Annotated in this window: 20 protein-coding genes and 1 tRNA gene; 14 read left to right on the forward strand and 7 right to left on the reverse strand. The window is 68.5% G+C overall.

The features are described from left to right. Positions 1-105: 105 nt before the first annotated feature. The 4 genes from STHE_RS03425 to STHE_RS03440 all read right to left on the reverse strand — a co-directional run bounded on the left by STHE_RS03425 (position 106) and on the right by STHE_RS03440 (position 3,113). Entirely contained in the window at positions 106-696 is a 591-nt protein-coding gene (locus STHE_RS03425) for a GNAT family N-acetyltransferase (protein WP_012871174.1), read from the reverse strand. Continuing rightward, positions 689-1,210, reverse strand: coding sequence for a GNAT family N-acetyltransferase (locus STHE_RS03430; RefSeq protein WP_012871175.1), 522 nt, complete (start codon positions 1,208-1,210; stop codon positions 689-691). Before STHE_RS03430 ends, STHE_RS03425 begins: the two co-directional genes overlap by 8 nt. Positions 1,211-1,354: 144 nt before the next feature. After that, complete coding sequence (locus tag STHE_RS03435) at positions 1,355-2,194, reverse strand: ABC transporter permease (RefSeq protein ID WP_012871176.1); 840 nt, start codon at positions 2,192-2,194, stop codon at positions 1,355-1,357. A 55-nt stretch (positions 2,195-2,249) separates the two neighbouring features. After that, on the reverse strand, positions 2,250-3,113 hold the full coding sequence (locus tag STHE_RS03440; RefSeq protein WP_012871177.1) for an ABC transporter ATP-binding protein: 864 nt from the start codon (positions 3,111-3,113) through the stop codon (positions 2,250-2,252). A 493-nt stretch (positions 3,114-3,606) separates the two neighbouring features. Between STHE_RS03440 and STHE_RS03445 the strand changes: the two genes are divergently transcribed. The 6 genes from STHE_RS03445 to panC all read left to right on the forward strand — a co-directional run bounded on the left by STHE_RS03445 (position 3,607) and on the right by panC (position 9,064). Next, a tRNA-Pro gene (locus STHE_RS03445) sits at positions 3,607-3,681 on the forward strand. A gap of 248 nt (positions 3,682-3,929) precedes the next feature. After that, positions 3,930-5,366, forward strand: a complete 1,437-nt coding sequence (selA, locus tag STHE_RS03450) for an L-seryl-tRNA(Sec) selenium transferase (RefSeq protein WP_012871179.1) — start codon at positions 3,930-3,932, stop codon at positions 5,364-5,366. A 305-nt stretch (positions 5,367-5,671) separates the two neighbouring features. After that, positions 5,672-6,448: a type III pantothenate kinase gene (locus tag STHE_RS03455; protein ID WP_012871180.1), complete on the forward strand. Its 777-nt coding sequence runs from the start codon at positions 5,672-5,674 to the stop codon at positions 6,446-6,448. Then, positions 6,445-7,323 (forward strand): Rossmann-like and DUF2520 domain-containing protein, encoded by an 879-nt coding sequence (locus STHE_RS03460; RefSeq protein WP_012871181.1) that lies wholly within the window; start codon positions 6,445-6,447, stop codon positions 7,321-7,323. The genes STHE_RS03455 and STHE_RS03460 overlap by 4 nt, the downstream gene beginning before the upstream one ends. A 12-nt stretch (positions 7,324-7,335) precedes the next feature. Next, a complete protein-coding gene (gene panB, locus STHE_RS03465; protein ID WP_012871182.1) occupies positions 7,336-8,205 on the forward strand; it encodes a 3-methyl-2-oxobutanoate hydroxymethyltransferase in 870 nt (289 codons plus the stop codon). Between the two features lie 16 nt (positions 8,206-8,221). Beyond that, entirely contained in the window at positions 8,222-9,064 is an 843-nt protein-coding gene (panC, locus tag STHE_RS03470; RefSeq protein WP_012871183.1) for a pantoate--beta-alanine ligase, read from the forward strand. 101 nt (positions 9,065-9,165) lie between these two features. Here panC and STHE_RS03475 read toward each other — a convergent pair whose 3' ends face one another. From STHE_RS03475 to STHE_RS03485, 3 genes are all read right to left on the reverse strand, one after another. After that, the gene (locus tag STHE_RS03475) at positions 9,166-9,438 is read right to left on the reverse strand and encodes a DUF5808 domain-containing protein (protein ID WP_012871184.1); all 273 of its coding nucleotides are present in this window, start codon (positions 9,436-9,438) and stop codon (positions 9,166-9,168) included. Positions 9,439-9,512: 74 nt separating this feature from the next. Further along, positions 9,513-11,162: an amidohydrolase gene (locus STHE_RS03480; RefSeq protein ID WP_012871185.1), complete on the reverse strand. Its 1,650-nt coding sequence runs from the start codon at positions 11,160-11,162 to the stop codon at positions 9,513-9,515. 65 nt (positions 11,163-11,227) lie between these two features. Beyond that, entirely contained in the window at positions 11,228-11,899 is a 672-nt protein-coding gene (locus STHE_RS03485; protein ID WP_012871186.1) for a protein-L-isoaspartate(D-aspartate) O-methyltransferase, read from the reverse strand. 308 nt (positions 11,900-12,207) lie between these two features. Between STHE_RS03485 and rny the strand changes: the two genes are divergently transcribed. The 8 genes from rny to STHE_RS03525 all read left to right on the forward strand — a co-directional run bounded on the left by rny (position 12,208) and on the right by STHE_RS03525 (position 21,517). Continuing rightward, positions 12,208-13,740 carry a ribonuclease Y gene (rny, locus tag STHE_RS03490; RefSeq protein ID WP_012871187.1) on the forward strand — a complete coding sequence of 511 codons (1,533 nt, stop codon included), beginning with the start codon at positions 12,208-12,210 and terminating at the stop codon, positions 13,738-13,740. A 428-nt stretch (positions 13,741-14,168) separates the two neighbouring features. Further along, the gene (locus tag STHE_RS03495; protein ID WP_012871188.1) at positions 14,169-14,588 is read left to right on the forward strand and encodes a stage V sporulation protein S; all 420 of its coding nucleotides are present in this window, start codon (positions 14,169-14,171) and stop codon (positions 14,586-14,588) included. A gap of 99 nt (positions 14,589-14,687) precedes the next feature. Next, positions 14,688-15,539, forward strand: a complete 852-nt coding sequence (locus STHE_RS03500) for a PHP domain-containing protein (RefSeq protein ID WP_012871189.1) — start codon at positions 14,688-14,690, stop codon at positions 15,537-15,539. A 192-nt stretch (positions 15,540-15,731) separates the two neighbouring features. After that, a complete protein-coding gene (locus STHE_RS03505) occupies positions 15,732-16,829 on the forward strand; it encodes a PIN/TRAM domain-containing protein (protein ID WP_012871190.1) in 1,098 nt (365 codons plus the stop codon). Next, positions 16,826-17,530 carry a 2-C-methyl-D-erythritol 4-phosphate cytidylyltransferase gene (gene ispD, locus STHE_RS03510; protein WP_012871191.1) on the forward strand — a complete coding sequence of 235 codons (705 nt, stop codon included), beginning with the start codon at positions 16,826-16,828 and terminating at the stop codon, positions 17,528-17,530. Before STHE_RS03505 ends, ispD begins: the two co-directional genes overlap by 4 nt. Continuing rightward, positions 17,530-18,000 carry a 2-C-methyl-D-erythritol 2,4-cyclodiphosphate synthase gene (ispF, locus tag STHE_RS03515; RefSeq protein ID WP_041399433.1) on the forward strand — a complete coding sequence of 157 codons (471 nt, stop codon included), beginning with the start codon at positions 17,530-17,532 and terminating at the stop codon, positions 17,998-18,000. Before ispD ends, ispF begins: the two co-directional genes overlap by 1 nt. A 33-nt stretch (positions 18,001-18,033) precedes the next feature. Beyond that, the gene (dtd, locus tag STHE_RS03520) at positions 18,034-18,483 is read left to right on the forward strand and encodes a D-aminoacyl-tRNA deacylase (protein ID WP_012871193.1); all 450 of its coding nucleotides are present in this window, start codon (positions 18,034-18,036) and stop codon (positions 18,481-18,483) included. 490 nt (positions 18,484-18,973) lie between these two features. Beyond that, the gene (locus tag STHE_RS03525) at positions 18,974-21,517 is read left to right on the forward strand and encodes a putative bifunctional diguanylate cyclase/phosphodiesterase (RefSeq protein WP_052295254.1); all 2,544 of its coding nucleotides are present in this window, start codon (positions 18,974-18,976) and stop codon (positions 21,515-21,517) included. The last annotated feature ends 119 nt before the right edge of the window (positions 21,518-21,636 follow it).

Genomic DNA, 21,636 nt, shown 5'->3' on the forward strand with positions numbered 1-21,636 from the left:
ATTCCCACCTTGGTCTGCCGCCGAGCGAGCGCGGCGCTGGTGCAATTGTGCCACACCAGCGCCGCGCCGTGTTGACCCGTGTCACAACTGCTACTATGACCCGGGTCAACCCTCGCGCTCGGTCCGTCCCGCGAGCCGCCGCCGGTACTCTTCCCGCGCCGCGAGCCACTCGTCCCGGAGCAAGTCGAACATCAGCCAATCGCGGTAGCGCCCGTCCCTCCGCGTCATGCCCTTGAACCGGCCGGCCTCTCGATAGCCCTGGCGGCGCACGGCGGCTGCGGAGCGGAAGTTCGGCTCCCAGACACAGGAGTAGACCATGTGCAATTGAATCCGGTCGAAGGCGTACTCCAGCAGGAGATGCTTTGCCTCCGGGCCGTAGCCCTTGCCCCGGAACTCAACGGGGCCGATGTAGCTCCCCGTCTCCGCCGTACGGTTGACCCAGTCGATGCTCCACAGGTCAACGGTGCCGATGAACTGGTCGTTCTCTTTGAGGCAGACGGCGAACGCGATGTGCTCGGGCGGCTCTTTCGTGTATGCGTCCCGGATCCAAGACGCGAACGCGATGGGGCTGAGGGGCATCCGGTGCTCCCAGAAGGGCTCGGGCTCCTGGGCCGCGAATTGTGCCAGCAGCTCCGCGTCACCCTCCTCCAAGGGGCGGAGATAGACGCGCTGGCCTACCATGATCGGATTACGCATGATCTGCCTCCACCTTCGGGTCGACAGCCTGGTAGATCAGCAGGTCGACGCGGTGCCCGGCGCGGGCAATGGCCTCGCGCATGCGCACGGCAGCTTTGAGCCCCGCCGCCTCCGCCGCCGCCAGCGTCCGCTGCTCATCCGCGGCGATCTCGACCGTGATCACCAGCAACTCATGCTCGTCGCGTAGCCAGGGGACGACGAGCTCGAGCGCCTCGGCGCGCAGGACGTCGGCGTCGTCGAGCCAGGGCGCCATGTGAAAGCGGAGGGAAGCCGTCTGCTTCCCGAATTCGATCCGGCAGCTCCCCACGACCGCCTCATCGCTCCGCCGCACGATCGCAAGGAGATGCCAGCGGGCGTCCCAGGGATCACCCTGGAGCTTCTCCTTGAGGAACGCCTCGGCACGAGCGGCGTTGACCGGGAACCGGCTGTCGAACCACGCGGCTGCGTGATGCTTGTCGTCCTCCACCATGGCGCGGAGGTAGACGGTCGGACCCGTCAGGTAGACGGCTTGCATTCAGCACTCTCCTCCACTCCGAGCCTGTCGTCTCGATCCATGCTCATCGGCTACTCCGCCCAACGAACGCGGTCCGAGCCGATGCCTCCTCTCGAACCGGGGCTCCTCCTCATGGCTTTGCCAATCCATCCTACCGCGCGCACGCTAGCCGCTGCGCTTCAGCCGGCCGGTGCGCTTGGCGTAGCGTTCGACCGCCGTGAAGATCGCCATGCCGAGGGGGATTGTCAGGAGTCCGATCACTCCCATCGGCAGCAGGTATTGCCCAAGTTCGGACGTGGCCCGGCCGTCGAGCACGGTCGCGCGCATGCCCTCCAGCACATAGGTGGCGGGGGACACGCGGGCCAGACCCTGCATCCAGCCGGGCAACACCGAGATCGGGTAGTAGACGCCGGAGACCAGCAGCAACACCGACGAGATGATGAACGTCATCTCTTCCCCGCGCTCGGTGAACAGCAGCGGGAGGATGGCCGCCATGATCCCGACGCCGATGAAGCTCAGGCTGCCGAAGAGGATCACCACCAGCGCGCCGCCTAGATTCGCGTTCGCCAGGTTCACGTCGAAGAACACCGCCAGCGTGATGAACAGGATCGCCGTCCGGGCGATGCCGTAGAGCACGCTGAAGAGCGAGACGCCGAGCATGTGCGTCAGCCGCGACACGGGCGCCATCATGGTGTACTCGATCGTGCCCTCCCAGCGCTCCCACGCGATCATCTCGCTGATGTTGGCGAAGACGGAGCGCAGGTAGGACCAGACCAGCGTGCCGATGCCCAGGTAGAGGATCAGATCCTGGCCAGGCAACTGCTGGGCCTTCCCGATGTACATTACGCTCAGCGACGAGGTGACGTTGTAGATCAGGAAGGCGATCTCCCAGCCCCAGTAGCGTCGCACCAGAAAGAAGTTGCGCTCAACGAAGGCGTACGACGCGAGGGCCTCGTGCCGAAGCCACCTTCGGCTTAGGGGACGCACCTGAGTTGATTGAGCCATGCTATCTCCCTAATTCGTCCGCCCGCGCGTCCGTCTCTGCGCCGGCCGCCGCGGGTTAGTCCACCTCGCTGGGCGCTTCGTCCTCGTGGAGGTCCCGCCCTGTGAGGTGAAAGAACGCTTCCTCTAGCGTGTCGACCGGCATCCCGGCGATAGCCGCCGCCCGCCGCTTCAACCCTTCGGCGTCGTCGACGGCGATCAACCGGCCGCTGTCGATCACGGCGATCCGGTCACACAGCCGCTCAGCTTCGGCCATGTCGTGGGTGCACAGGATGATCGTCGCGTCGTGCTCGTTGCGGAGCTGCAGGATGAACTCCTGCACGTCCCGCTTCGAGCGCGGGTCGAGGCCGGTGGTGGGCTCGTCCAGGAGCAGGAGCACCGGAGACGTCAGGAAGGCTCGCGCGATGGCGACCTTCTGCTGCATCCCGCGAGAAAGCTGCTCCAGCGGCTGATTGACCCGGCTGCGATCCAGCCCGAGCCGCTCCAGGATCTCGACGATGTCGGTGCGCAACCCGCCGCCGGCCCGGCCGTAGAGCCGCAGTGCGTACAGCAGGTTCTCCATGGCCGAGAGCTTCTTGAAGAAGGAGGCCTCGACCGAGACCCGGTTGATCAACCGCTTGATCTGCGCTTCATCCTTGCGCAGGTCGAGCCCGAAGATGCGGACGGTGCCGGCGTCCGGGATCAGGAGCGTCGAGAGGACGCGGATCAGCGTCGACTTGCCCGAGCCGTTAACGCCGAGGATGCCGAAGATCTCCTTGCGGTGGACATCGAAGCTGACGTCATCCAGGGCGTGCACCGTCTGCAGCGGCCGGCGACGCACCAGCGAGTAGCGCACGAACACCTTGGACAGGTGCTCGACGGTGACGGCCGGGACCGAAGCGGTGGGTCGTCGGGTGGCCGGTGACTGCACGGTAACGCTCATCGGGTGTCCTCTCTGCCTGACACGTTTCATGAACGGCCGGGAGAAACAAAACCGCGGGCGAGACGACGGAGTCTCTCTGCCCGCGGTGGGATACTCTGGACTCTAGAACGTTAGCTCAAGGCTCCCCCGACGCGGGCACACTCCGACCCAGCACACCAGCCAGCACGCTACCGCCCTGGCAGCAGCTCACTCCCTGGCTGATGTTTGCGGCCAAGCGGTTCAACACCCGCGTCCTCCTGGCACGTCACGTTAGCGCGACCCTAGGGGTCAACGTTGCCATTCTAGGGCCGTTGCAGGTCGCTGTCAAGGAGGGGGAGGTGGTCACGTGTGGAGTCGGGCGGTAGTCGGGTGGGGATCCGAGCCGGCGGGCCATGTCCCTCCGAGGTTGGCGGGTGTTGAAACGTTCCGGTAGAACGGAATCGAGTGGTGCGAGCCGCGGGCGGCGTCATGGCTTTTGCATTGCCCGGCTTCGTCTGCTATACTCCAACTGTTTCGGGGAGTGGCGCAGCCCGGTTAGCGCGCCGCGTTCGGGACGCGGAGGTCGGAGGTTCAAATCCTCTCTCCCCGACCCTTGATTTTGCCTAGTACGTAATAGGGGAAACGGGCTCCGGGGTCGGTACTTTCCCCGACAAGGGTCGACAACGAATGACCGATGGGCGACCGTGACGATCAGGTCAATGTGACCTGTCGGTCCAGGGCCACCGAGGGTCGTTCACTCAGATTTTGGGAGCCGCAAGGCTCCTTTTTTCGTGCCCTGCAACTCCCGCGGGTGGCTCTCCCGAATGCTATGATCCGGGCCGGAGGTGGAAGCGAGTCATGGGGCAGGGTGACGGCGTGGAGAGCAGCATCGACTACCAGGCGCTCCGGCGGTTGCCGTCCATCGCGGCCGTGACGGCGGACCCGACGGTGGCGGACGTCGCGCGTGGGCTGCGGCCGGAGATCGTCACGGCCGTCGCGCAGCGGGTGGTGGAGCGGGTGCGACGGGCCATCCTCGCCGGTGAGGAGGGCGCCGACCCGGAGCAGGTGATCCCGGAGGTGCGGGCGGAGCTGGCGCGGCTGCTGGAGCCGAGGCTGGCGACCGTCATCAACGGCACAGGCGTCGTCATCCACACCAACCTGGGTCGAGCGCCGGTCAGCGCGGAGACCGCGCAGGCGATGCTGGACGCGGCCACCACCTACACGCCGCTCGAGTTGCAGATCGAGACGGGCCGCCGTGGGGGTCGGATGGACGAGGTGACCCGGCTGATGCGGGCACTCACCGGCGCTGAGGCGACACTGGTGGTGAACAACAACGCCGCGGCGATCCTCCTGACCCTGAGCGCGCTCTGTGCCGGGCGCGAGGTGATTCTCTCCCGCGGGCAGGCGGTCGAGATCGGCGGCGGCTTCCGCGTGCCGGACGTGATGGCGCAGAGTGGCGCGCGGCTGGTTGAGGTGGGTACCACCAACCGGACCTACGCGCGCGACTATGAGGCCGCCATCACGGAGGAGACCGCGGCCCTGCTGGCGGTGCATTGGAGCAACTTCCGCATCATCGGTTTCACCACCCAGCCCTCGCTGGAGGAGCTGTCGGAGATCGCACGGCGGCGGGGGCTGGTGCTGATCGAAGATCTGGGGAGCGGCTGCCTGATCGACACGGCACCCTACGGGCTGGCGCACGAGCCGACAGTGGGAGAGAGCCTCGCTGCCGGGGTGGACGTGGTGTGCTTCTCCGGCGACAAGCTGCTCGGCGGCCCGCAGGCGGGGATCATCAGTGGCCGGGCAGACCTGATCCGCCGGATCGCGGCGCATCCCCTCGCACGGGCGGTCCGGGCAGACAAGACGGCACTGGCCGGCGTGGCGGCCACACTGCGGCACTACCTGCGCGGGGACGTGACCGAGACGGTGCCGATCTGGCGCATGATCGCGGCGCCGGTCGAGGCGCTGGAGGAGCGATGTCGCGCCTGGGCGGCCGCGCTGGAGGCGGCCGGGCCGCTGCGGGTGGTGCCGAGCCGGGCGGCGGTCGGTGGCGGCTCACTCCCGGGTGAGACGCTCGAGAGCCGGGCACTGGCGATCGACGCTGCGGTGGCGGCCCGGCACGGACTGACGCTTGACGCCCTCGCGGCCCGCCTGCGCACCGGGTCACCCTCCCTCATGCCCCACGTGGCCGAGGATCACCTGCTCATCGACGCGCGCACCGTGCTGCCGGACCAGGACGCCGGCGTGGTGCGGGCGGTGGCGACGGCGCTCGGCGTGGTGGTTCCCAGCATGAATTGACAGAAGCTGCTGAGGGCGGCTCGCATCCTTGTCCCGCTCCACGGAGGGGGAAGGGGCTTCTCGTCTCTGCTACCGGTCGCGGAGCGTTGTTGACCGGCTTCCTGTGTCCATCGTAGGATGGCCTTGCGGCGGTGTACCGGTGGTCCGGACGCCAGCCGCAGGTGATCCGTGCATCGCGCTGCTCACTCCGCTTGGATCCTTGGTGACCGAGACGGAGGAATAGGGAAGCCTGCCTCCGCCCTCCTGAGTGGGAGGGCACATCGGCGCCTGGCCGGTGGAGGAGCCGCGCCTAGCTGGGAGGCAGGATGCTTCTCGTCCTCGATGTCTCCAACCGGCAGACCGCGGTCGCCCTCTTCGACGCGGACCGGTCCGGCCCCTGGTGGATCAGCACCGACCCCAACCGAACAGCCGATGAGGTCGGCCTCCTGCTGGAGACGTTGCTGCGGCACCGTGGCGTCGATCCTACCCGGCTGCGCGGTGCGGTCCTGGGCTCGGTCGTGCCCGCGCTGACGCGGACGGTCAGCCAGGCGTGCGCCCGCTACCTGGGACTGGAGCCGCTCGTGGTCGGGCCGGGGGTGCGGACGGGCGTGCGGGTGCGCACCGACAACCCGCGCGAGGTCGGTCCCGACCGGATCGCCAACGCGCTGGCAGCCTTCCGCCGCTACGGTGGGCCGGCGGTGGTGGTCGATTTCAGCTCGACGACAACGTTCGACGCCGTCTCCGCCCAAGGGGACTACCTCGGGTCGGCCATCGCCCCGGGGCTGGACATGGCATCAGGCGCGCTGGCACAGCGGGCGGCGCAGTTGCGTGAGGTGGAGTTGCTCCGGCCGGAGCGGGTTATCGGCCGGAACACCGTGGCTGCCATCCAGTCGGGGCTGGTCTTCGGGTTCGCCGCGCTGGTCGACGGAATCGCCGAGCGGATGAAGTCGGAGCTGGGCGGCGGGCGCGTGATCGCCACCGGGCCGGACGTGGGGCCGGTCCAGGCGGAAGCGCGGAGCATCGACGTGGTCGACCCGATGCTCACGCTCGACGGGCTGCACCTGATCTGGGAGTTGAACGCGGGGGAAGGATCGTCGCGGTGAAGGTCGGGTTTGTCGGCGCCGGGGCGGCCGGAGGCGCACTGGCCAGGGCGCTGGCCGCGGCGGGCGTGCCGGTGGTGGCCGTGACCGGGAAAGGCCCGGAGCGGGCGCACACACTCGCAGCCGCGATCCCCGAGTGCGCCGCCGTGCCGACCGCGCAAGATGTCGCGGATCGCGCCGACCTCGTTGTGCTGGCGGTGCCCGATCGGGCCATCGCGGAGGTGTGCGCCTCGGTGCGGTGGCGTGCGGACGCGGCGGTCGTCCACTGCAGCGGCGCGCACTCGCTCGACGTGCTGGAGCCGGCCCGGGCAGCGGGAGCGCTGGTCGGCGGCTGCCACCCCTTGCAGACCCTCACCGGCGCCCCGGAGGACGCTGCCCGATTGGCTGGCAGCGTCTTCGGGATCGAGGCGGAAGAGCCGCTCCGCGGGATGCTGGCGGACCTGGTGGAGCGCATCGGCGGGCGGCCGGTGTTCCTGTCGGCGCGGGATAAGGCGCTCTACCACGCATCGGCGGTGCTGATCTCGAACTACACCGTGACGCTGGCGGCAACGGCCGCCGGGCTGTGGGAGGCATTCGGGGTGGACCGCCGGGACGGACTCCGGGCGCTGTTGCCTCTGCTGCAGGGCACGGTTGCGAACCTGGAGCAGCATGGAGTCCCGAACGCATTGACCGGGCCCATTGCCCGGGGCGACGCCGGGACGCTCGAGCGGCACCTGAACGTGTTGGCGGACTATCGGCCGGACCTGTTGCCGCTCTATCGGGAACTGGGGCGGCATACCGTGCCGCTGGCACGGGAGCGCGACCCCGGCGGCGCGGCGGATAGGATGGCGGACGCCCTCCTCGCTCTCCTCGATGGGTGCGGCGAGGGTGGGGAATGAGAGGACCGGAACATGAAGGACGCGCGGGTCACCATCGCGGACCTGAAGGCCATGAAGGCGCGCGGCGAGCGCTTCGCCATGCTCACCGCCTACGACTACGCCACGGCGCGCCTGCTCGATGAGGCGGGCATCCCCGCCCTGCTGGTGGGTGACTCCTTCGGCATGGTCGTGCTCGGGTACGACACGACGTTGCCGGTGACCCTCGACGACATGCTGCACCATGTCAAGGCGGTGGTGCGTGGCACCAAGCGCGCTCTCGTCGTGGCCGACATGCCCTTCCTCACCTACCAGGTAAGCGTCGAAGAGGCGCTGCGCAACGCCGGGAAGCTGATTCAGGAGGGCGGCGCGCAAGCGGTCAAAGTCGAGGGTGGTGCCGACGTTGTGCCGACCGTGAGGCGGCTGACCTCGGCCGGTATCCCGGTGATGGGCCACCTGGGGCTCACGCCGCAGTCGGTCCACCAGTTCGGCGGGTTCAAGGTGCAGGCGCGGACGCTTGAGGCGATCGAGCAGTTGATCGCCGACGCGAAGACGTTGGCGGAGGCCGGGGCGTTCGCGGTGGTGCTGGAGTGCATCCCGGCTCCGGTCGCCAAGGTGGTGACGAAGTCCCTCTCGATCCCGACTATCGGCATCGGTGCCGGACCGGACTGCGACGCCCAGGTGCAGGTGATCCATGACCTGCTCCACCTCATTCCGGGCCCGCTGCCGAAGCATGCCAAGGCGTACGCCAACGTCGGAGAGATGATCCAGCAGGCGGTCGCCCAGTACGCGGCGGACGTCGCCTCGGGCACATTCCCGACGGAACAGGAGAGTTTCCGGCTGCCGAAGGGGGTGACGCCCGACGATGTTGCGGCGCTGGGCGCCGCGGCGGGTGGCGAGGACTAGCGAGGGGAACCAGGCCATGCGGGTCATCGAGACGGTCGCGGCGTTGCGCTCCTGGCGGCGCGCGCTGCCCGGCACGCTGGGGTTGGTACCCACGATGGGCTACCTCCACGAGGGACACCTGGCGCTGGTGCGGAGGGCGCGGGCCGAGAACGACCACGTCGTGGTCAGCATCTTCGTCAACCCCACCCAGTTCGGGCCGGGCGAGGACTTCGCGGCCTACCCGCGGGACACCGAGCGGGATCTGGCGCTGCTGCGCGGGGAGGGCGTGGATGCCGTATTCCTGCCGCCGGTCGAGGAGATGTATCCCCCGCGCTTCAGCACGGCGGTGGAGGTCGGCGGCGTAACTGAGCGGCTGGAAGGGGCGGCCCGGCCGGGGCACTTCCGGGGCGTGGCCACAGTGGTCGCCAAGCTGTTCAACCAGTCTCAACCCGACCGGGCGTACTTCGGGCAGAAGGACGCCCAGCAGGTGCTGGTGGTCCGGCAGATGGTGCGCGACCTGGACATGCCGGTGGAAGTCGTGACCGTGCCGACCGTGCGCGACGCGGACGGCCTGGCGCTCAGCAGCCGGAATGTGTACCTGGGTCCGGAGGAGCGCCGCGCCGCGCTGGCGATTCCGCGCGGCTTGTTCGCGGCGGAGGCGGCATTCCAGGCCGGGGAGCGAGACGCGGCGCGCCTGCGGGCGGTGGTAATGGAGCACCTGGAGGCCGAGCCACTGGTGCAGCCCGAGTACGTCAGCCTCGCCGACGCCGAGACGCTGGAAGAGCTGACAGTGGTAGACCGGCCGGCGCTCCTGTCGCTGGCGGCACGGGTCGGCCGCGCGCGGCTGATCGACAACGTGGTGCTGGGGGAGGGCGACTAAGAGGGGGCGTCAGGCGTCATGCGTCATACGTCCCCCTCACCCCCCGGCCCCCTCTCCCCTGGTGGGAGAGGGGGAGAGTTCTCCAAGTGGGTGGTGTTGGATCAGGCGACGAGCATGAGGGCGCGGCGGCGGAGCTGGTAGAGGTTGATAGCCCAGCCGACGCCGAAGGCGCGGGGCGTGATGATGCGCTCGTCGTCCGGGTTCCACCAGGCGGCCTTGATGCGCTCCAGCGTGGGGATCCGGAAGTCATAGGGCACGAAGGCGACGTTCCCGTGCCACGTGCGCTCGCTCGCCGGGCGTCGGAGCTGCTGCGCGATAGCCGCGACAACCAAGCCGAACATGATCCAGGAGATCAGCTTGCGGACTCGCTCCATTGTGTCCCTCCCTACCTGTATGGTGCCGTCGATCGCTTCGTCAACCAGCATGGTAACGCGCGTGCCGAACCGCGTCACCCGGTGCGTTCCCAGACCCAGCGACCACCGACCATGGTGCGCAGCACCTGCGTGTCGCGCAGCTCCTCGTCGGAGACGGTCAGCGGGTCGCGGTCGACGACGATCAGATCCGCGAGCTTCCCAGGCTCGATCGAACCGCGGGTGGCTGCGTCGCTGGTGGCGGCCGCTGCCCAGATTGTATAGCTGCGCAGCGCGTCGGCACGGCTGATCCGCTCGGCCGGGGCCAGGTCGCGCCCGACCACGGTACGGCGGGCGACGGCGGCGTACATCCCGACGAAGGGGTTGAAGTCGGCAATCGGCGAGTCGGATGTCCCGGCCAAGGGCACGCCTGCCCGCAGGTAGCTGGCCATCGGCATGGCCCGCGCGGCGCGATCCGACCCGACGCTGGCAACGAAGCTCTCGCCCAGGTGGACGAGGAACGGATTACTCACGAGGGCCGGGATGCGGTGCCGGGCCATGAGCGCGATGGCGTCGGCGCTCGGGAAGTAGGCGTGGTGCACCCGGTGGTGGATCCGCTCGTTGGGCGCGGCCTCGAGTGCTGAGGAATAGGCTCGCACGGCGAGGTCCTGCGCCGCAATGCCACAGGTGTGGGTGTCGATCGAGTAGCCGAGGTCGTGTACCCAGCGGACCAGGTGGGGGTACTCCTCGGGGTCGACGACCCACTGGCCGACATTGTCCGGCTCGTCCATGTAGGGGACGTCCATGCGGGCAGTGCGGTCGCCGATGCCGCCGTCGAGCATGAACTTGACGCCGTCGATCCGCAGGAGATCGTCGGCCTCGTCGGGCCGGGACCGGACGTCGGCGATCCAGCTCTTCAGATCCGCCTCACGCTCCGCCGGGACGTAGCCCCAGGCGCCGAGGAGCATCAGCGTGCGGACGGTCAGCTCGCCCTGTTCGCGCAGTGTCCGGAACGCGGCGATCCCGTCGTCGTCGAGACCCGGTTCGGCGACACCGACCAGCCCGACCGCGTTGTAGGCGCGGCAGGCTGCGGCGACAGCCGCCACCAGCTCGTCGGCGGTGGGTGCTGGGATGGCGTTGAGGATGAGGTCCTTGGCACGGTCGCGGAAGAGCCCGGTGGGCTCGCCGGTGGACGGGTCCCGCTCGAAACTGCCGCTGTAGCGCTGGTCGCTAGGCGGGTCGGGGGTCTCACGGGTGATGCCCGCTGCGGCGAGAGCGGCGCTGTTGGCGACGAGCTTGTTCCACACTCGGTGGAGGACGACGGGGTGGTCCGGCGCCGCGCGGTCGAGTTCCCATCGGGTCGGGTGGCGCCCCTCGGCGAGCAGGCTTTCGTCCCATCCCCGTCCAATGATCCAGGTTCCAGGGCGGATCGTGCGTGCCCGGTCAGCGACGCGATCCAGGATCTCGGGGATGGAGCGGCAGTCGTAGAGCGTGACCTGCTGTAAGACCTGTCCGGTCGACAGCAGGTGGTTGTGTGCGTCGATCAGCCCCGGCAACACGCCTGCACCGCCCAGGTCTTCTATGGTGGTGTCGGGACCCGCCAGCGCGCGGATCTCGCTGGACGGCCCGGTCGCCAGGATGCGATCGCCACGGATCGCCACAGCCTCGACGACCTGGAACTGCGGATCGACGCAGAGAATGTGGCCGTTGACGAGGATACGATCCGGGGCGCTCGGTGACGTGCCCATGCCCGCTCCCTTTCCTGCACTGGTTGGCTTTGCGGGGACATGGTAGCCGATGGCGGACGTGGCCGCTACCAGTTGTGCTCGTCCTCCTCCGGCCGGGGAGCGCCGGGCACGAGCGGGACAAAGCGGACGGGGCCGAGGCTATGGCGATGGAAGCGCCCCTCGCGGCGCTCGATGACGAGCAGTTCCTGCTCGTCGGGCGGGCCAACCGGGATCACCAGGCGTGCGCCGTCGTCGGGGGATAGTTGCTCCAGCAGAGCTGCGGGGACCTCCCGCGCGGCCGCGGTGACCAGAATGCGGTCAAACGGCGCGGCTGGCGGCCAGCCCTCGGACCCGTCGGCCACAATGATCGCGACGTTCCGGTAGCCGAGCGCGTCGAGCCGCCGGCGTGCCTGGATCGCCAGCGACGTGTGGCGCTCAATGCTCAGGACCCACCGTGCCAGCTCGCATAGGATAGCGGTCTGGTAGCCGGAGCCGGTACCGATCTCGAGCACGCGCTCGGTGCCAGTCAGTCGCAGCGCCTGGGTCATCAGACCCACCACCAGCGGCTGGGAGATCGTCTGACCGGCGCCGATCGGCAGCGCGTGGTCGGTCCAGGCGACGGGGCGGAGAGACGGGGCGACGAAATACTCCCGCGGGACGGTGGCGATCGCCAGAAGCACGTCTCGATCGCGTACCCCGGCCCGGTTGAGCGAGCGGAGGAGGTCCTTGATCTGCCTCGTGCGCGGTGAGTCGGACATCGCCAGGTTTCCTTGGTTGCGCTGAGCGTCGCCGGTAGCGTGCCATGATGTCACGGAACCGGCAAGGGGCGGCTCTGCTGATCGGACTTACGCGCAATAATTGTCCAAGTGCGTGGGGTGTGCGCAGGGCGTCGGGGCGCGATTTTCCTTGACATCGCTGGAAGCCGCCATCTATGATTCGGGAGGATCTGCGCTCAGGGAGAGAGGTCCCTCGCGACGCGGCGCACGACAGGCGAGCCGCGCTCGTGGCGCAGAACTTTTTGGAACCTTAACAACCGAACGGTCCAACGAGACGAGGAGTGTACCGTATGCTGACCGAAATCCTGGTCCTCCTCGCGGCGCTCGTCGTTGGCATCCTCGCCGCAGTCGCGACGCACCTCTACCTGCGCTCGACCGCGATGTCGAAGGTGCATCAGGCTGAGGCAGAGGTCCAGCGACGACTCGACGAGGCAGAGGCCCGGCGCCGGGAGATGATCCTCGAGGCCAAGGACGAAGCAATCCGTCTGAGGGATGAGCTGGAGCGGGAGTACAACCAACGCCGCAAGGAGTTGGAGCGTATCGAGCGCAGGCTCCAGCAGAAAGAAGAGCAACTCGACCGGCGACTGGAAGGGCTCGAGCGGCGTGAGCGCCGGGCACAGGCGCGAGAGCGCGAGCTCGAAGAGGCGCGAGAGAAGCTGCAGGACATCGAAGCGGAGCGCCGAGCCGAGCTGGAGCGCGTCGCGCAACTGACGACGGACGAAGCGCGCAGCTTGATCCTCGAGCAGACCGAGCGCGAGATGCGCGAGCAGATGAACCGGATGGTTCGCGAGATGGAAGCCGAGGCCCGGGCGGAAGCCCAGCGGCGCGCGCAGAACATCCTCGCCACTGCAATCCAGCGCATCGCGTCCGACTACGTAGCCGAAACCACCGTCTCCGTCGTCTCCCTTCCAAGCGACGACATGAAGGGTCGCATCATCGGGCGTGAGGGTCGCAACATCCGCGCGCTCGAACAGGCCACCGGTGTCGATCTCATCGTCGACGACACGCCGGAGGCCGTCACGCTCTCATCCTTCGATCCAGTGCGGCGTGAGATCGCGCGCCGTGCCCTGACCAAACTCATCCAGGACGGCCGCATCCACCCGGCGCGCATCGAAGAGGTCGTCAACAAGACGCGCCAAGAGGTGGAGCAGATCATCCGCGAAGAGGGGGAGCGGGTGGCCCTGGAGGCCAACGTGCAGGGCTTGCATCCCGATCTGATCAAGCTCCTGGGTCGCCTGAAGTACCGCACAAGCTACGGACAGAACGTTCTGCAGCACTCGCTTGAAGTATCCCTAATCGCTGGTGCGTTGGCCGCCGAGCTGGGTGCCGACGTCAACGTGTGCAAGACGGCGGCTTTGCTCCATGACATCGGTAAGGCAGTCGACCATGAGGTCGACGGACCCCACGCACTGATCGGCGCCGACATCGCCCGCCGTCTGGGGCGGTCGGCAAAGATCGTGCACGCGATCGCCGCTCACCACGGTGAGGAGGAGCCGCAGACCGTCGAGGCATTCATCGTCGCCACGGCGGACGCCATCAGCGGCGCGCGCCCCGGTGCGCGGCGTGAGATGGTTGAGGCATACATCAAGCGACTGGAGGCGCTGGAGGGGGTGGCCAACTCCTTCCAGGGGGTCGAGAAGGCCTATGCCATCCAGGCCGGGCGCGAGGTCCGTATCCTGGTCCAGCCGGACAAGGTCGACGACCTCGGTGCGATGCGCCTGGCACGCGACATCGTCAAGAAGATCCAGGAGAGCCTGGAGTACCCCGGTCAGATCAAGGTCACGGTCATTCGGGAGACGCGCGCCGTCGAGTACGCGCGTTGACCGGGGCATTGTGATCCCGTAGCAAACAAACGCCGGGATCGGGCATGTCTTGTGTCCGATCCCGGCGTTTTCCGTTCTAAGAACGGATGCCGGCTGCCGCACCAGGAGATTTCCCGGCTTGGGCCGGTTGACGGGCTCTCAAAGGCTGTGGTAAGCCTTTTCCGGGAAACGTCTGGGGTGGGCCCATGTGTGCCTGCGTCAGGCCGGGAGAAGGCGGCACGACCCGCCGGGCGACGGCGACGCAGCCGGCCCAGCGATCGCATGCGGGGACCCGCGCTCTTCGACCGCGGTGGCCGTCTTCCCAGCCGGGTGATGTTCAACGGACAATCGTGGGAGGGTTGCGAGCGACAGAAGCAGCACGACGTCACCTCGTTAGAGCTACGGTACACTGGGCAGGGCGACTCCTGTCGCTCTGATGGAGGAGCAGGATGGATCGGTTCTTCAGCAAACTCGATCTGCGCGATATCAAGATCGATCCCGAGGCGAGCTTTCCGCCGGACGAGGATGCGTACGAGTCCACGGAGTCGGTGAGCACCTGGGACGGGGAAACGGGTGACTCGACCGCGGTGGCGACGGAGACTCGGCGCAGCGACGTTCTGAAGGTGTCGGCCCGGTCTCGGCCGAGCGCGGTTGCCGGAGCGATCGCCGGCGTCGTGCGGGAGTCGGGGCGTGCCGAGGTCCAGGCCATCGGGGCCGGCGCGACCAACCAGGCCGTGAAGGCGGTTGCCATCGCGCGGGACTACCTGGCTGAGACCGGCATTGAGGCCGTCTGCCTGCCGGCGTTTATCGATGTGACCATCGACGAGGAGAACCGGACCGCCATCCGGCTCATCGTTGAGCCGCGCTAGGGCCGAGCGCCCGCGTGGCGTCTCGTCCGCCGTGCTGCCCATCGCCTGAGCGCAACCGGATCGGACTTGATGGGCGCTAACGTAGGGTACCGACACCAGATGGCAGCGACGGGCGAGTCACTCTCCACGGTTGATCTTCACACACATACCACCGCATCCGACGGTGTCATATCCCCCGCTGAGCTGGTCGAACTGGCCAGCCAGCGGGGGCTTCGTGTTCTCGCCGTGACCGACCACGATTCCACCGACGGCATCGATGAGGCGATCGCTGCGGGGCAGCGGCTGGGAGTGACGGTCATCCCGGGTATCGAGCTGGGCACCGAGACCGAGCACGGCGAGGTGCACCTGCTTGGATACTTCATCGACCACCGCGACCCGGCGCTCCAGGCACGTCTGACGGAGTTCCGCGAGGGGCGGGAGCGCCGGGTCGCACGGATCGTGGAACGCCTCGGCGAACTCGGTATGCCGATCGACCTCGCGGAGGTGCAACGGCTGGCCGCCGGTGGCTCGATTGGGCGCGCCCACGTGGCGCGCGTTATGGTGGCCGCCAGGTACGTAGACTCGGTTGACGACGCCTTCGCGCGCTTCCTGGCGTTCGGGCGCCCGGCCTACGTGCCGCGGCCCCGGCTGACCCCGCGTGAGGCGGTGGCGCTCGTCCATCGGGCCGGCGGGGCGGCGGTTCTGGCTCACCCGTATACCGTGGCTGACCTGGACGAGACGCTGGCCGACCTCGTTGACGCGGGTCTGGATGGGCTTGAGGTGTACTACGCCATCTACAGCGACGAGCAGCGCGACGCACTGCGTGACCTGGCGGATCATTACGGCCTGATCCCGACCGGAGGGAGCGATTACCACGGTCCAGGCCAGCAGGAAGGGCGCGAGCTGGGGACGGCGCCGGTGCCGATGGAGACAGTCGAGCGGCTGCGGCAGGCAGCGCGCCGGGCGCGTTGACCGTCGCGACGGCCAGGTGCTACACTGCCATCCGGGGTGCACGTATCACCTGGGAGCGTTGTTCCGAGGCCGGCAACGACCCGCTCCCTGCGTGGCAGAGCCTTTCCTCCTGTCCGGTCTCGGTGCGCAGAGCGCCGGCCGGAGTCGCCTGGCCGCTCGGCCGGGGCATTTCTAGCATTGAGGGTGCGCGTCATGGCTGACCGACGCAGCCGCGTGCAGCGCGCGAATTCGACGCTAGGTCGCGTTCTGCGGTACTTGGGGCTGCTCGTCGGTATCGCCGTCGGCTGGCAGGTCGGCTCGCTCCTCCGGCCGGAGGGCCCGCTGGCCGACTACTACGGGATGCCCATCCTCTTCGCCGCGTCCTTTGGTGCGCTCCTCTTCCTGGTTGCTCCCTACGTGACGCTCGGATTCTTTGGCTGGCTGCGGCGTGAGATCCGCGGTCTGCCGGCGATCGACCTGGTCGCGGCCGGGGGAGGGCTGCTCGTCGGCGGTTTCCTCTCCTCGCTGCTGGCCTGGCCGATCTCCTTGCTGCCGAACCCATGGGGCCAGGTGCTGCCGTCGCTGGCGGCCGTGCTGATCTGCTCGCTCACGGTCGTCGCATTCGTCACCAAGAAGCGGGAGATCCTTGGGATCTTCAGCAGGCGCTTTCACCAGGCCGACAAGGTGGGCGAGCCGATCGAACGCGGCCGGATGTTGCTCGACACCAGTGCCATTATCGACGGCCGGGTGGCTGAGCTGGCCCACCTGGGGTTCTTCCGTGATGACCTGGTCGTCCCGCACTTCGTCCTGCGCGAACTGCAACTTGTCGCCGACTCCTCCGAACCGTCCCGGCGGGTCCGCGGGCGGCGTGGGCTCGACATCCTGGAGCGCATGCGGCGCGACGAGCGGGTGCGGCTCGAGATCAGCGACCTCGACGCTCCGGAGGAGCCCGACGTCGATAGTAAGCTGGTCAAGCTGGCCGCGATGTACGGCTTCACCATCCTCACCGGCGACCAGAATCTGGACCGGGTCGCGGGGCTGCACGGGGTCACCGTGCTGAACCTGCACGAGCTTGCCCGCGCCTTGCGGCCTGCGATCGTGGCCGGGGAGGAGATCCCGATCAAGATCATCCAGCCGGGCCGGGAGTACGGCCAGGGGATCGGCTTCCTCGAAGACGGCACGATGGTGGTGGTCGAGGAGGGGAAGAGCTACATCGGACAGGATGTGACGGTCGTGGTGACGCGGACGTTGCAGACCGGAGCCGGGCGCATGGCTTTCGCCCAGCTCAAGCCGGTGGAGACCACCTCGTGAGCCGCTGCGGGGCGGTGATTGCAGCCGCCGGGCGCAGCCAGCGTATGGGTGCCGCACTCGATAAGACGGTCTGGCCCCTGGCGGGACGCCCGGTTATTGGCTGGGTGCTGGATGCCTTCGCAGCAGCGCGCGGCATCGATGAGATCGTTGTGGTCGCCAGCCCGGACAACCTGGAGGCGGTCCGCCGCGAGATCGCCGCTCGGCCGGAACTGCCACCGGCCACTGCCTGCCTGGGCGGCGCGACGCGCGCGGAGTCGGTGGCCGCCGGAGTCGCTCGTCTCAGCCCCGACGTGGACCTGGTGATGATCCACGATGCGGCTCGGCCGCTGGTCACGCCTGAACTGATCGAGAATGGGATCGCCGCGGCAGAGCGCTGGGGGGCTGCCGTCGCGGCTGTCCCGGTTGCCGACACGATCAAGCAGGTTGGACCCGATGGGGAGATCGTGGCGACGCTCCCACGCGATGATCTCCGGGCGGCCCAAACGCCGCAGGTCTTCAGGCGTGACTGGCTGCTGTCCGCCTATGCCGATGTCGGGGACGATCTGTCCGCCTTCACCGACGAAGCCAGCCTGCTCGAACGTGCCGGGCGGGTGGTCCACGTCTACCCCGGGAGCTACGAGAACCTGAAGCTGACCACGCCAGCCGACCTGGCACTGGCCGAAGCGATCGTGCGCCGTCGCCTCGATGAGGTGGTGCGATGATCCGAACCGGCATCGGCTACGACGTGCACCCCTTCTCGGAGGGGCGGCGGCTGGTGCTCGGTGGCGTCGAGATCCCGGCGGAGCGCGGACTTGCCGGGCACTCCGACGCCGACGTGGTGCTGCACGCCATCGCCGACGCGCTGCTCGGCGCGGCCGGGTTGGGGGACATCGGCCTGCACTTCCCGCCTTCGGAGCCACGCTGGCGCGACGCCGACAGCCGCGACCTGCTGCGCCGGGTTGTGCAGCTGCTTGGCGAGCAATGGGTCATCGCCAATGTCGATGCCACCGTCATCGCCGAGTGGCCGCGCATCGGGCCGCACCGGGAGGCGATGCGCGCGGCGATCGCCGCCACGCTTCGGATCGAGCCGGGGCGCGTCAACGTCAAAGCGACGACCAACGAGGCGCTGGGCTTCATCGGGCGCGGGGAAGGGATCGCGGCTCTGGCGATCGCGACGCTGCAGCAGCGGTAACGGCCAGGCCGTGGACTGCGGAGAGGGAGAGGAATGCGGGTACTGATTCAGCGGGTGAGCGAGGCCGCGGTGCGCGTCGACGACCGGGTCGTCGGGGAGATCGGCCCGGGTCTGCTGCTCCTCGTCGGCGTAACGGATGGGGACACTGAGGAGGAGGCCACCTTCCTCGCCAATAAGGTGGCCAACCTGCGTATCTTCGAGGACGAGGAAGGCAAGATGAACCGCTCGGCCCTCGAGCTGGGGCTGAGCGCGCTGGTTGTCTCGCAGTTCACCCTGTACGCCGACACCCGCAAGGGCCGACGCCCCAGCTTCATCCGAGCCGCCGCGCCGGAGGTTGCCAGTCCCCTGGTCGACTATCTGGCCCAGCAGCTCCGCGAGCTCGGCTTGAATGTGGCCACCGGCGAGTTCGGAGCCCATATGCACGTCTCGCTGGTCAATGACGGCCCGGTCACCATCTGGCTCGACACGGACGAGCTTCGCTAATACCCAGCCAACCGGCTCGCGGTACCTTCGTCCCGCCTCCTTGGCCGGCCGGACCTGCACGTCGGAACGATCGGCCCTCTGAGATTGGACTGATGTCCCTCCGGTACCGCGCTCCGTACCGTGTATTTTCCCGCTGGAGCCGCAGACACGTGGTATCGTCCGGCGCGTCATCGCAGCCGGGCCGAACTGGGTACGGGGGTGGCGATTGGACGAGGGAGGCTGGGCCCGCCCAAGGGCTCTGGGCGCGGATCTCGGACGCGCAAGGTCAGCGAGGAGCCGCGCATGGTCTGGGCGCCTCCGCACCATCGGTCCGCGCGAGTGGTCCCGGCGTGTCCAACTTGCGCTGCTCGTCGTCATCGGTGTCCTCGCCCTGGGTCTCACGCTGACGACTGCGCTTCTCCCCGTTTCGGCGACCAGCCCCCTTGCGCCCATCTTCGCCGGGCTCGGAGCCGCCAGTTTCGTCTACCGCTGGCTGCGGCGATACCGGGGCGTGCCGCCGCGGCCCCTCTGGACCGTCCTCGAAGCCTTCGCCGTGTTGCTCGTGACCGCTGCCGGTGGCGGGTGGCTGTCGCCCCAGGGGTTGCTGGCGCTGGCGCTGATCTACGCGGGGTTGTGCTACCGCTCGCTGGGTGCGTCATGGCCGCAAGTCGTCGGAGGGGTGGTGCTCTACCTGGTGGCGCACGTGGCGGGAGTCATCGCCGCAGCGTCAGGACATCCGGCAGACCAGGAGTTGCTCGCTGGGGTGTTGCAGGCGCCGGGATTCGCCGTTTCGGCGGTGGTGTCCCGGGTGTTGGCCGAGGTGCTGGAGCGGCACGAGCGTGCCGCGGCCGGGGAGCGGGTTCTGCTGCGTGCCGGGAAGACGCTGGCGGGCATGTCGAGCGCCGAGCAGGTCCTGGAGTCGGTCGTGGAGGCGCTCCAGAGCATTGCGGACCAGGCTTCCGTGGCGGTGCGGGCTGTTGCGGCGGTGAGGGGCGGCCGTTGGATCGAAGCGGTTGCCGGTCCGGGAAGGACTGTGCGCCTTGGCCCGGCCGAACCACCCTCGCTCCCCTGGACGTATGCGGCCGACCTCCAGAGCGGGCGGGTCGTCGAGTGTGCCCTTGGAGAGGCCGATCGAGGGGCATTCGGGATCGAGGAGGAGGCCGAACAGGCCGTCGTGGTGCCGCTGGTCCACGGGAGTCGCCTCGCCGGGCTGATCGTCGTAGCCGCCAGCCCGAAAGTGCCGGACGGACTGCGTTACGCCGCCGAGGCCCTCGCCCAGCCGGCCCTGGTGGCGCTCAACCGGCTGGCGTCGACCGACGACCTGCGACGTCGGGAAGCCTCCTTCCGGGCGTTGGTGCAGCATTCGTCCGACATGCTCCTGATCGTCGGCCTGGACTCCCGCATCCGATACCAGACGCCCGCAGTGGAGCGACTGCTCGGCTACCGCTCTGCCGAGCTGGTGGGACGGCGGCTGGTTGAGCTGGTTCACCCAGATGACGCACAGACGGTTGCCGCGTTCATCGACAGGGTGGCAGCGACGCAAAGACGCTTAGGGCCGGCCGAGTGGCGCTTCCGGTGCGCCGACGGCTCGTGGCTCCACGCAGAAACGGTCGCCACCAACCTGCTGCGCGACGCGCATGTCGGCGGGATCGTGCTCACGACCCGCGATGTCACGGAGCGGAAGCGCGCCGAGGCCGAGTGGCGGCACCGGGCATATCACGATCCGCTCACGAACCTCCCGAATCGCGCGTTCTTCATGGATCGCCTCCAGTCCTCGCTCGCAGCGGGACAGCGCCGGAGCGACGCGGTGGCGGTCCTCTTCGTGGACCTGGATGGGTTCAAAGAGGTCAACGACACCCTCGGCCATGAGGCAGGGGACCGGCTACTGGTCGAGCTCGCGGACCGACTCCGTCGCGCCCTGCGCGAACAGGACGTGATCGCGCGCCTGGGCGGCGACGAGTTCGCCATCGTCCTCGTCGATGTGGTGGAACCGAATGACGCCGTGCAGACGGCCGAGCGGATCCTGGACCGCCTGCGGGAGCCGGTCCTGCTGGACGGCCAGCCCATCCCGATCCGCGCCAGCATCGGCATCGCGCTTGGGACGCCCGGTCGCGATCGGCCGGACACCGTTCTCCGGCAAGCCGACAGCGCGCTGTACGCTGCGAAGCGGGCCGGCAAGTCCTGCTATGCCCTTTACGACGAACAACTGGCGAGACCGGCGCTGGAGCAGGGAGAACTGGCTCGGGAGCTGCGGGCCGCGCTCGAGTCCGGCAGGCTCACGCTCTACTACCAGCCCCTCGTCGTGCTGCTCGATGGGCGGATCGGGGAAGTCGAAGCCCTCTTGCGCTGGGATCACCCGCAGCGCGGCCTGCTCCTGCCCTCCCAGTTCCTCGACCTGGCCGAGGAGACGGGTTTGATCTTGCCGATCGGCTACTGGGCGTTGGAGGAGGCATGCCGGCAGGTGCGGTCCTGGCAGAAAAAGCGCCCGAGCACGCTGCCGCTCACGCTGGCGGTGAACCTGTCTGCCCGGCAACTGCGGGAGCCGGGTGTCGCGGCCGCGATCGGGCGAGTGCTGGCGCGGACCGACTTTGACCCGCGCCACCTCAGGGTGGAGGTCAGCGAGGCCGTCGTCCTGGCCGAGCCGGAAGCGGTGAAGACGCTGCAGGCGCTGCGAGCGCTCGGTGTCCGCATCGCCATCGATGACTTCGGTGCAACCGCGGCGGCGCTAACACCCCTGACCCAACTGCCGGTCGACGCGCTGAAGATCGACGGAGTCTGGGTGGCCACTCTCGGGGAGGGAGCACGCGAGTCGGCTCTGGTGCGCGGCGCTGTGGCCTTCGCCAAGGCCAAGGGTCTGACCATCATCGCTGAAGGGGTGGAGACGGCGGCACAGGCGCGCCAGCTCCGGGAACTTGGCTTCGACCGGGGGCAGGGGTATTACTTCTCCGGTCCGCTGACCGGTGACGCCATCTACCGCTTGCTCCGCGGCGAGACGTGTGGCGCCTCCCGAGGGAACGACGGCACTACGGAGATGCTGATCGTGCACGACGCCTAGACCAGCCCCCGCCGCGGATCACTGACGCGGAACTCGTGACAACAAGTCACACGCAACGCGCAAGGCACCGAGCCGGGGTGGGCCCGCTTCGGCGGACGGATCTCGGTGCTTCATACCCG

The sequence above is a fragment of the Sphaerobacter thermophilus DSM 20745 genome, from assembly GCF_000024985.1.
Lineage (GTDB): Bacteria > Chloroflexota > Chloroflexia > Thermomicrobiales > Thermomicrobiaceae > Sphaerobacter > Sphaerobacter thermophilus.